The sequence below is a fragment of the Thiopseudomonas acetoxidans genome, assembly GCF_030362935.1.
Taxonomy (GTDB): Bacteria; Pseudomonadota; Gammaproteobacteria; order Pseudomonadales; family Pseudomonadaceae; genus Thiopseudomonas; species Thiopseudomonas acetoxidans.
Genome location: NZ_JAUCDY010000014.1, coordinates 1 through 11,588, shown reverse-complemented (window position 1 = coordinate 11,588; position 11,588 = coordinate 1). Strand labels below are relative to the sequence as shown.

Here is an 11,588-nt window from a genome sequence, read left to right as displayed (position 1 = left end):
ATGGTGTTAGATATAACAAAGTTTCTTAATCGTTTTATTGATGAAGCCCGTGATTTATTAGGCTATCTGGGCGAGGGCGTTAAGAACTTAGAGCAGGGCCAGTGCGATGCGGAGTTGATTAACAGTCTGTTTCGATCTGCACATACCGTCAAAGGCTCGTCACGCATGCTCAAGCTGCAATCCATTGCAGATACAGCACATAGCTTAGAAGAGTTACTAAGTGCTTTGCGTGATCAGAAAATAACAGTAACTCAGCCGATTGTGGACGGGATTTATCAGGCGGTAGATAGTCTTAGCGACATGGTGGAACAGCTTGCCAGCTCGCAAGACCCCAATAGCTTACCGTCCGCACCGCAGGCACTTTGTGATGCTTTGCTGGCACTTGCTGCGGGTGAAAAATCCGCACCTACAACCGCTCAACCCCTAGCCCAGCCGGTCAGCATGGCTAATGAAGTGGCGGCAGCACAAACAAGTAAGCCGCAACCAGCATTAGCCAGTTCAGACAGCGTACGTTTGCGCTTAGAGAGCTTAGAAAGCCTCAGCAAGCTTATTTCCGAAGTAACGGCCAGTCATGCAGGGTTGCGCGAACTGGTGCGCGATGCTCAAGCACTCAAACTAAGCTGGGAATCAGCGCAAGATGCGGTGCTCAGTAAACAGCGATTTGATTCGTTATTTAACAACCTCAAAGAAATCGTGGGCAGTCAAGAGGCTTTGATCTACAGCTTGCATGATCAAGCGATGGGTCTGCGCATGTTGCCACTCAAGCAAGTGTTTGAGCCAGCAGCCAAACATATACGTGAAGTAGGGCGCATGCTGGGTAAGCAGGTGAGCTCACAGATTAGCGGCGAGCACATTGAGCTGGATCGCAGCATTATTGAACAGCTATCCGAGCCGCTGGTGCATTTATTGCGCAATGCGATGGATCATGGAATTGAAGAACCGCAGACGCGTTTAGACCAAGGCAAACCCGCAGCCGGTTTGCTCAAGCTCTCTGCGTGGCAAGACGGTGGTTGGGTAGTCATCGAGCTGTCTGATGACGGTGCAGGCTTAAGTTTAGAAAAAATTCGTCAAAAGCTGGCCAAGCAGCAGTTATCCGCCGATGAAATCGCCAATATGGGCGAACAAGAGCTTTTTAACCAAGTGTTTCTGCCAGGCTTTACCACCGCCAGCATGATTACCGAAATATCAGGGCGCGGTGTTGGCTTAGATGTAGTTAAACGCAAAGTAGTCGATGATTTACAAGGACTGATTGAGGTGCGTAGCCAAGAAGGTAAAGGCACCAGCTTTACTTTACGCTTGCCTTTATCGCTGGCCATGTTGCGTGTGCTGCTGGTTGAGACTGCTGGTCATATGCTTGGTTTTAGTGCGCAATATGTTGTTGAGCTTACCCGTATAACGCCAGAGCAAATACTGGAGGTTGCTGACCGTAATGTGTTTGTGCTGCGTAACGAGTTTGTGCCTATTTTTGAGTTACACCAGCTTATTGGCTTGCCAAACTTAACCAATACGCCGGGCCAAATAAGCAAAAACCTATTACTGCTGGTGGTGCGCGTGCAGCATGAAAAAATAGCCTTGGTAATAGATAGGCTGGTGGATGAACACGACTTGATTATTAATACCCTGCCCGAGCACTTGGCACATAATCCGCTAGTTTCAGGCATGGTCAATCACGGCTATCAGCAGCTGGTTAGCCTGATACATGTTCCTCGCTTGCTGGAGCTGGCGCGCAAAAAACATCAAAAAACCGCAGACAACAGCATCAAATCAATCACTCAACAGCATTTGCTTGTGGTTGATGATTCACTGAATACGCGAGAAATTGAAAGAGATGTACTTGAAGCTTGGGGTTACCAGGTGACACTGGCTGAAGATGGATTAGACGGACTTAATAAAGCGCGCAACGGTGACTTTGACGCCATTATCACCGACGTTGAAATGCCCTTTATGGATGGTTTCACGCTGACCACACATTTGCGCGAGCACGAACGTTATAAAAACCGTCCCATCATTATTATTACGTCGCGGGAAAAAGACAGTGACCGCAGGCGCGGTATTGAAGTGGGCGCTGATGCCTATATCGTTAAGGGTAGTTTTGACCAAAATAATCTGGTCGATACAATACGGGCTTTATTGGGGTAGTGATGAAAATTTTAGTGGTTGATGACGATGCGTTGGCGGCAGAAATGGTCTGCGCCATTCTTGAGCACGATAATTATCAGGGTATAGTGGCGGAAAATGTCGTTGAGGCATTTGAGTGTCTGCAGCAGCATCCGGATATTAAGCTTATTATCAGCGATATGAATATGCCGCTTATTTCAGGCATTGATTTCTTCCGCGAGCTAAAAGCACAGCAAAGCGAGTTGCCTTTTATACTCCTAACCGGGGATAACCCGGCAACTCTATTAGAAGTCGAGCCGGCACTTAGCCACTGTTTAGCTAAAGACTTTGCGCTCACGGAAACGCTACCTGAATTGGTAGCTGAGGCGTTAACTAGCGTTAATTAATTCAACCGCTCATTGGTATAAAAATATTCTTTATGGCATCGACTAACTCCAATCTACAGGCAAAAATACTTCAGCTTAGAACCAGTTTCGTTAAGCAGTTGCCCAAGCGCCTAGCAGAAATTGAAGCGTCTATTCAGCAAGCAGACAGCTGTGCTGAATATGACGAGCGTATTATGGGCGACTTGTTTCGCGCTTTTCATAGCTTAAAAGGAGCCAGCAGTTCATTTGGCTTTGATGGGTTGGCTGATGGCGCAGGAATGGGGGAGCAGCTGGCGCAGGGGCTGATGAATACTAAAGGCGTGCTAAACAGCAGTAAAAGCCAAATGTTCAATGAGCTTTTGGAACAGCTGCGCTTAGAGCAAGAAGAGCTCGAGCAAATGGACCTAAGCGTTGAGCGACCCTATCGTACGTCAAGTTTTGAAATGAGCCAAACTAATAACAACTGGCAAGAACAGGGAGCGCCGTTAATTTATGTCTGCGACGATGAATCAGAGCAGGTCGCCCACCTTGATTATCAACTGAGCTGTTTTGGCTATAAAATTCGACGTTTTACCGATGTGGAAAGCTTTGAAACCTCAGTATTAAAGCAAGCACCTGATGCTGTGGTGATGGATGTGCATTTTCCACAAAGCAGCATTGCCGGTACTGAAACCCTAAGACGGGTCAACGAAGCTCTTGGCCGACAACTGCCAGCGATTGTGCTCTCTGGGCAAGACTGCTTTGCAGGGCGCTTAAGTGCGTTTCGTGCGGGTTGTCGCAGTTACTTTACCAAGCCGGCACGACCCTTGGAGTTAGCCGCTGCACTGGATGATTTATTAAAAAACAAGCTGGTAGAACCGCTCCGGATTTTGATCGTGGATGACGAGCCCGATGTCGCCCAGTACCACAGCCTTATTTTAGAAGACGCCGGTATGTTGGTTGAGCAGGTACATGAACCTTCACTAGTGCTCGATGTGTTACGGAATTTTTCTCCAGATTTGATTTTGGTCGATGTGTACATGCCGCAATGCACCGGTCAAGAATTAGCGGGAATCATCCGTATGGTGCCGGAATACTTGGGTATGCCTATTATTTATCTATCCTCAGAAACCGATCGCGAAAAGCAATTTAGCGCTATGCGCGTGGGTGTTGAAGGCTTTATTACCAAGCCCGTAGTGCCGAGTGAATTGGTCAGTTCCGTAGCTTTACGTGCCGAACGTATGCGTGCTTTGCGCCGCCTAATGACTCGAGACAGCCTGACGGGATTGTTTAATCACGGCACCACCAAGGACGTTATTGACAACGTAGTGGGCCAGATAGGACGCACTAAAGAAAACCTGGTTATGGTGATGCTGGATCTGGATTACTTTAAAAAAGTGAACGACAAACATGGTCATCTAGCCGGAGATCAAGTGCTGGTAGCTTTATCGCGCGTGCTGAAACATCGTTTACGCGGTACTGATGTTATAGGTCGCTACGGTGGCGAAGAGTTTGCTATTTTATTGCGTAAAATTTCTATTGAGCAGGCCTATGAGCTTATCGATACCTTGCGCGAAGACTTTTCAAAAATCGTATTCTCTACCGGCACAGAGCAATTTACTTGCACCTTCAGTGCTGGGCTCAGTTCATATGCCCACTACAGCACAGTAGAAGAGCTTTTCGCTGCCGCCGACAAAGCCCTTTACCAAGCTAAAATGGATGGCCGCAACCGAGTTAACGTGGATTATAAAAGCTAATGACAGACAGCAAATCGAGTGTAGAGCAAACTTTGGATGAGCTTTTAACTGCCAAGCAGCAAGGCGATAACCAAGTAGTGGATGTGGATGAGCTACTGATCAAGCTGGTTATCTTCCAGCTGGCAGACAAGTACTTCGCTTTGCCAGGGCACTCGGTGAAAGAAGTGCTGAGCAATGATATAAAAGTTAACTTTGTTCCGGGTATGCACGACTCAGTGGAAGGCGTGATTAATTTGCGCGGGGACATAGAGTCAGTGCTTAGCCTGAATCACCTGCTGCATTTGCCCAGTCTTGAGCAGGCGCAAAATAAAGAGTCTTCCATTTTGCACTGTGCTGGCGCGGGGATTACCACCGGCATTCGCATCGATGCCTTGTTGGAAGTGGTGGATGTGCCGGAAAGTCAGTTAAAGCCACCCTTAGACAGCCTGCCGGAACACATGCAGCCTTATGTCACGGCGCTGCTAAGTTACAACGACTGGCCGATCGCGCTGCTCAATCTGGATTTGCTGTTGCAAGCTTGGCGCACGCAGACACAGCCACAAACACCATGATGCAGTCGATAGTTTTAGTGGCGTTTCAATACAACGGCTATGGCTTTGCGGTTGAAGCAAGGTATGTCGTGGCGATGGGCACATTCGAGGACTTGGCGCATAATCAGCAAAAAAACATCGACCTAAGCGGCTTGTTTACAGCTACCCCTGAAATTGCCCCGACCGCAAATTATGCCTTACGCCTACGCGGCCAGCAGAATGAGCTGCTGCTCGCCCTAGAGCAGGAAGCACAAATTATTGAGCTCAATGCTGACTCAATCTGGCCGCTGCCCCCGCTAATGCAACACGCCAAACAACACCCCAGCATCCAAGCCCTAGCCTGGCACCACAACCAACTACTCACCCTACTCAACGCCCAACAACTCACAACTTAGCTGTGTAAAAGCACAACTTGTGGGAGCGCAACTCTTGCGCGATTGAATTCGCCAGCAGCACTGAACCCAGCCAGTATCACCCAAAATTGCCACCAACAAAAAAACAGCAGGGTTATAGGTAAGTTTACAACCACACGGCATCCCAGAAAGGGTAATGCCTTACTGAGTTAACCAACCCAGCTCGTATTGGGTTAGCCACTATATAGCGAGCAAGTTCATGTATATTCTCCTCTTTGCGCAAAGCATGGTCATAAAAGCCATGCTGCCAAATCGGTTCTGAGACCCCCGCCATCCTGATATTTCGAGTAGCTGCTGCTTTCATATGTCTAATTAATGACGACAGTGTTTTGTCATTGCCAAGCTGTAAAAGCCAGTGCACATGATCAGGCATTAGCACCCAGCACAATAACTGTGAGTCTGTTAAAACAGCAGTAGCGGTAAAACCACTAACAGCGGCATGTGCATGACGAAAATTAGTAAAATAAGGGTGTCTATTGTTGGTGGATGCAGTAACGAAATAGAGATTGCCCGCGCATGAATACCGTCCTTTACGAAGGGTTTTATAGCCTTTTTCCTGCATAGCATCATCCTTAATGTAATGACAGAGACGTATCCAGTTATTTTAGCCCAGTATTTGAAAGCCGCTTGTGCGGACATCGTGACTTGCTTCGCGTCTGGCTCACGCCTTTTTCGCGCAAAAGTTGCGCTCCCACAAGAACCATACCGTATACCCTGCAAGCTCAACCTTTGTATTAGCCCAGCCTTTGTGGGAGGGAGGCACCTTTGTGGGAGCGCATCTTATGCGCGATTGGACCCACCAGCAGCACTGAAGCAGGGTTCCAGCAGTATCACCACAGGCGGTTGGGTACTTATTTCATCATCCGTGCGTTTGATCAAGGAATTTACGAAAACAGAATTCATTCTCGTTCAGGCTTGCTTAGCATAACAGCACGTCATTAATACTGTTGTTTTGCTAGCAGGTCGAATTTTGGTCAGGGACGGCATCGAGCTGCAAAACCAATAGTTGTTAAAACTTGCTGAAATTTTATCGAGACAGAGCATTAGTCTGTGAGTGTTTATTCTGAAATCACTGCAACAGGATGCTGCAGAGCGAGGATGTTATGTTTTCCAGCCGAATAAAAGCACAACTTAAACAAACCCAAGCGGATAACGCACAATTACTGCATGAAAATGCAGCACTGCAGGCTCGCGTTAATGAACTAGAACAGCAGCTAAGCGCAGAAACTGGCACCCTGACGCAGTTGCAGCGTGAACGCACTGTCCATAATGGTGTTTTTAACAGTCTAGGCACCTTTGGTAACTCACTCAATGGCGTAAAAAACTCCTTCGAACAGCTGGCTCTAACCCTTAACGAAGAAAAGAAATCAGCGTTACAAGCCGCTGAACACTCAAGCACCAACCGGCAGGCATTCACCCAAATCGCCGCCAACCTGCAGTCGACCTTTGAACGCATGCGTGAGGCGTCAGAAAAGGTCAGCACGCTCAGTCGTCGTGCCGAAGAGATCGGTGGCATTGTGCAGCTGATTGAAGAAGTGGCCGATCAAACTAACTTGCTGGCGCTTAATGCGGCGATTGAAGCGGCACGAGCTGGTGAAGCAGGGCGCGGATTTGCAGTGGTAGCCGACGAAGTGCGTAATCTTGCCCAGCGCACCTCGCAAGCTACCGATGATATTTCCACCCTAGTTAAAAATATTCAGGAAGAAACCCGTGACGCGCACAGCGTAATTGAAGCGGGTGCAGCGGACGCGGAAGAGCACGCCGTACAAAGCCAGCAAGCCGTCGTTAACATGAATGATTTACTGCAGCTATCGCAGCGCATGGAGCAAGCCATTAACTCATCTGCTATTTTGGCCAACGTGGAGCTCGCCAATATTGATGAGCTGGAGCTTAAGCTTGAGGTATACAAAGTATTCTTCGGTATTTCTGATGCCACGCCGGCTGACTTCCCCGATGAAAAACATTGCCGCTTAGGGCAGTGGTACTACTCCGGTGATGGCCGTGCGCTGTTTCAGCAGATGTCCGACTACACGGCACTGGAAGTCCCACACAAAGCAGTGCATGATCACGCCATTAAAGCGATCGACTTACATATTAAAGGGCGTTTAGAAGACGCACTGCAGGAGCTTAATGCAATGGAATTGGCTAATCTAACAGTGATGGAAGGCTTGGTACGCTTGCTCAATAAGGCGAATTTACACTAATCATGCTACACAACTTTTTTTCAACAGCTGCAATTGACGGTCTGCCTCTGGTTCAGGGCGAACATAAAATGGGGCTGGTCGTGCTTTCCATCGTGGTGGCTGTGTTTATGTCACTGATGGCGCTGGAAACCGCCCATATTGCGCGCTACTCAGCCAGCCTTTTTTATCAGAGAATTGCTCTTATAACCGGCGCTATTGCTTTGGCCGCAGGTATTTGGAGCACACACTTTATCGGTATGCTCGCCTTCGTTTTGCCTGCACCGATCGATTATCGTGCCGACTTAACCATGCTGTCTTTTGTGCCGGCATTAGTGGCTTCTACCTTGGCTATGAACATCTTGGCGCGCCCCAAATTTACCCTTCAGCAGCTTATTATTGGCGGCACAATCATCGGTTTAGGTATCGCACTAATGCATTATTTGGGCATGATGGCGATGGTCACCCCGCTAGTCATGCTGTACGACCCTTGGGTCTTTGCGCTATCGGTTGCACTGGCCGTGTTGTTATCCATAGCGGCACTTAGAATACGTTTTCGCCTAGGTCTTAAGTTACCTAAAAAATACAGCTTTTATCTAAGCGCTATCTTGTTTGGCCTTGCTATTGCGGCCATGCATTACACTGCTCTTGCAGCAACAGAGTTTTACGGCGTGGCGAGCCCAAAACTGTCCGGCATAATGATAGAGGAAAGCTACATTGCACTGGCCTTGTCTTCGTTGTGTATTACCGCCGGCGGCATGGTGGCAGCGTTAAACGGACTGATACGCACCAGCATGTTTTACCGCACCATGGAAGAAAATAAATCTCGCGTACAGGCGATTTTGGACACCGCCGTGGATGCCATTATTACCATTGATGGGCAAGGTAAAGTGCAAGAATTTAACAAATCAGCTGAGCGACTCTTTGGCTACCAAGCGATTGAAGTGGTAGGTCATAACGTCAAAATGCTGATGCCAGAACCTTACCATTCTGAGCATGATGGCTATCTTTCTAATTATCGTGAAACGCAAAGAGCTAATATTATTGGCATAGGGCGTGAAGTGGTCGCGCGGCGTAAAGATGGCAGCACCTTACCCGTGCGTTTGGCGGTGGGTAAAGTGGCACAAAAAAAAGCCGATGATTTGCTGTTTGTCGGCATGTTGTCCGATATTAGCGAGCGCCACGCACTGGAAAGATCATTGCGCGAAGCTGCCGAGCGTGCCGAGCAAGCAGCTCAGGCGAAGAGTAACTTTTTAGCCAACATGAGCCATGAAATACGTACACCAATGAACGCCATTATCGGCTTTACGGACTTGTTGCTACACACCGAATTGACGCCGACACAAAGAGAGCATCTGCAAACAATCAAAAATTCATCACGCTCTTTACTCAGCCTGATTAACGATGTTTTAGATACCACAAAAATTGAGCAGGGCTATTTAGAACTTGAAAATAATGTTTTTTCGATGCCCGCACTTATCCAGCAAATACTAGCGACGCTTAACTTATCAGCGCAAAGCAAGGGGCTTCATCTGCACACAGACTACCCCGAGTCTACGCCTAAGTTTTTTATTGGTGACTCGCTACGTATTGCGCAAATATTAACCAACCTTATCGGCAATGCGATTAAATTTACTGAGCGGGGCACAGTGAGCATTAAGCTTAATTATGCCAACGGCAACGTCCGCATTCAGGTTAAGGATACAGGCATTGGCATGACGCCGGAGCAAGTCAGCAGCATTTTTGAGCCCTTTACCCAGGCCGACTCCTCCATCAGCCGACGCTTTGGCGGCAGCGGTTTGGGCACCACTATTTCCAGACAATTGGCCGAAACCATGGGTGGCACAATTGAAGTAGAAACGGAGTTGGGACAGGGCAGTAATTTTTGCGTAACCCTGCCGCTGAGAGTCGCCGATCAGCCTGTACCACAAAAGCAGGCTGAGCAAGCAGTGCAGTTACCTAAGTTAAAGTTGCTAATAGCCGATGATGTTGAACAAAACCTTCAGCTGCTACGCTTGATACTGGAGCGCGAAGGGCATGAGGTATTCAGTGCCAGCAATGGTCAAGAAGTGATTGAACTATATCAGAGCGACAGCTTTGATCTGGTGCTGATGGACCTGCACATGCCGATCATTGACGGCTTGCAGGCCTGCGCGACAATTCGCAGCAATGAACAACAGCATAACCTTAAGCGCACCCCCATTATTGCCTTGACCGCCAGCGTAATGGAGCGTGATCGTGACGAGGCGCGCCAAGCAGGTATGGATGGGTTTGCGGTAAAACCGCTAGATGTACCCAACTTATTTGCTGAAATGCGCCGCGTACTCAAACACACGAAAACGCTCGCAGAGCCTATCAAAGCCATTAAAGCCAAAACCATTGACTGGCACACAGGCGAAAACCTGTGGGGCAGTCGACAAGAACTGGTAAAGCAAATTAGCAGTTTTCTTGAGACAGCAGCCAAGCAGTATCCGCAACTCCATGGAACGGCGGAATCTATCGACTTAGACGCGCTGTTGTTTAGTCTGCACAAGTTGCGTGGTGTCACCGGTAACTTAGGGCTCAACGCGTTATCGAAAAAAACGGCCCAGTTAGAACACATGCTAAAAACCGATCAGCAACAGCAAGCACTGCAGCAACTGCCAGAGCTGAACGCGTTGTTTGCGGCAATCCAGACTGAGATCCAAACATGGCGGGTTGAGAACGATAACCAAGCAAAGGAGTCGCAGTCGGCAACACGGACCAACCAGCCTGTTACCCAAATCATTGAGCAATTATTGGTCGTGCTAAAACGTAATGAGCTTGATAATCAACTGCTCGAAACCCTTTACCAAAGCCTAGAAACAGAGCAGACCGAGCAACTTCGTACAGCCATTGATAGCTTTGAATTTGACCAAGCTTGCGCATGTCTTGAGCAGCTCTTGCGCGATTGAGGTTACCAACATAGATCGTTTTTGGGAGCACATCTTATGCGCAAAGGCTAGAGCAAGGTATCCTGTGGGTGCGCATCTTATACGCGATTGAGATTACCAACAGGTCGTAAATTTTTTAAAAACGAAGCCATAAAAACTATGAATAGAAAAAAACACAGCCTATTGTTAGTAGACGACGAAGCCACCAACCTACAGCTATTGCGCCATACCCTACAGCACGAATACCGACTCATCTTTGCCAAAGACGGCAAAACCGCACTAAAAATGGCGCAGCAAGAACAGCCTGACCTGATCCTGTTAGATATTATGATGCCGGATATGTCCGGTTACGACCTATGCGAACAGTTGAAAAACATTCAGGCATTACGTCACGTTCCGATTATCTTTGTCACCGCGCTTAGCGACAGTGGCGATGAGGAAAAAGGCTTTGCCCTAGGTGCAGTTGACTACATCACCAAACCCTTCAACCCAGCTATCGTCAAAGCGCGTGTGCGTACGCATTTGTCCTTGGTACAAGCGGAAGAAGTCCTAGAAACCCGCCTACAAATAGTCCAGTGTTTGGGAAAAGCGGCAGAATATCGCGACAACGAAACCGGTATGCACATCCTGCGCATCAGCCACTTTGCCCGCACTATTGCCAAAGCCATTGGTTTTTCGGATGAACAGGCGGACGAGCTATTACATGCTGCACCGATGCACGATGTTGGCAAAATAGGTATTCCCGACGCGATTTTACTTAAACCAGGTAAACTCACCGCAGAAGAGTGGGAAGTTATGCGCCAACACCCAGCCATAGGCGCACGAATAATCGGCGAACATAAATCAAGCTTGCTACAACTGGCCGCCACCATTGCACTTTGTCACCACGAAAAATGGGACGGCTCAGGCTATCCAAATGGCTTGGCAGGTGAGGACATACCCCTCGAAGCACGCATTGTTTCACTGGTCGATGTATTCGACGCACTCACCAGCGTGCGCCCCTACAAAAAAGCCTGGCCAATCGAAGAAGCACTAGAGTTCATCCGCGACCAAAGCGGCAGCCACTTCGACCCCATGCTCGTCGACGTATTTATCAACTGCTTACCCGAAATACTCCGTATCCGCGACCGCTGGGCAGATAAACCGGAATAACTACAAACAGGCCAAGGCACCCTGTGGGAACCCAGCTTCTGAGCGAAGGCTAGAGCAAGGTATCCTGTGGGAGCGCATCTTATGCGCGAAGCGGACTTGAGGGGCCCACATGAGCAACAGGATAAAACCACTTGTGCCAGGTTCGGGCTCCAATCGCGCAAGAGTTGCGCTCCCACAAAAGC

General features: G+C 48.5%; 9 protein-coding genes. 8 read left to right on the top strand and 1 reads right to left on the bottom strand.

Going from position 1 to position 11,588, the window contains the following annotated elements:
- The 5 genes from QEZ41_RS10250 to QEZ41_RS10230 are packed head-to-tail and all read left to right on the top strand — an operon-like array spanning position 1 to position 5,144.
- Positions 1–2,139, top strand: coding sequence for a hybrid sensor histidine kinase/response regulator (locus QEZ41_RS10250; RefSeq protein WP_289411421.1), 2,139 nt, complete (start codon positions 1–3; stop codon positions 2,137–2,139).
- Positions 2,140–2,141: 2 nt separating this feature from the next.
- Entirely contained in the window at positions 2,142–2,504 is a 363-nt protein-coding gene (locus QEZ41_RS10245; protein ID WP_289411419.1) for a response regulator, read from the top strand.
- A 32-nt stretch (positions 2,505–2,536) separates the two neighbouring features.
- Positions 2,537–4,219 (top strand): diguanylate cyclase, encoded by a 1,683-nt coding sequence (locus QEZ41_RS10240; RefSeq protein WP_289411417.1) that lies wholly within the window; start codon positions 2,537–2,539, stop codon positions 4,217–4,219.
- Complete coding sequence (locus QEZ41_RS10235) at positions 4,219–4,770, top strand: chemotaxis protein CheW (RefSeq protein ID WP_289411416.1); 552 nt, start codon at positions 4,219–4,221, stop codon at positions 4,768–4,770. The genes QEZ41_RS10240 and QEZ41_RS10235 overlap by 1 nt, the downstream gene beginning before the upstream one ends.
- The gene (locus tag QEZ41_RS10230; RefSeq protein ID WP_289411415.1) at positions 4,767–5,144 is read left to right on the top strand and encodes a hypothetical protein; all 378 of its coding nucleotides are present in this window, start codon (positions 4,767–4,769) and stop codon (positions 5,142–5,144) included. The genes QEZ41_RS10235 and QEZ41_RS10230 overlap by 4 nt, the downstream gene beginning before the upstream one ends.
- A gap of 124 nt (positions 5,145–5,268) precedes the next feature.
- On the opposite strand, the gene QEZ41_RS10225 is transcribed toward QEZ41_RS10230, so the two are convergent.
- Entirely contained in the window at positions 5,269–5,724 is a 456-nt protein-coding gene (locus tag QEZ41_RS10225; RefSeq protein ID WP_289411413.1) for an REP-associated tyrosine transposase, read from the bottom strand.
- Between the two features lie 541 nt (positions 5,725–6,265).
- Between QEZ41_RS10225 and QEZ41_RS10220 the strand changes: the two genes are divergently transcribed.
- The 3 genes from QEZ41_RS10220 to QEZ41_RS10210 all read left to right on the top strand — a co-directional run bounded on the left by QEZ41_RS10220 (position 6,266) and on the right by QEZ41_RS10210 (position 11,406).
- Entirely contained in the window at positions 6,266–7,366 is a 1,101-nt protein-coding gene (locus QEZ41_RS10220) for a methyl-accepting chemotaxis protein (RefSeq protein ID WP_289411411.1), read from the top strand.
- 2 nt (positions 7,367–7,368) lie between these two features.
- Positions 7,369–10,275, top strand: coding sequence for an MHYT domain-containing protein (locus QEZ41_RS10215; RefSeq protein WP_289411410.1), 2,907 nt, complete (start codon positions 7,369–7,371; stop codon positions 10,273–10,275).
- A 138-nt stretch (positions 10,276–10,413) separates the two neighbouring features.
- Positions 10,414–11,406, top strand: a complete 993-nt coding sequence (locus QEZ41_RS10210) for a response regulator (protein WP_289411409.1) — start codon at positions 10,414–10,416, stop codon at positions 11,404–11,406.
- Positions 11,407–11,588 lie beyond the last annotated feature (182 nt).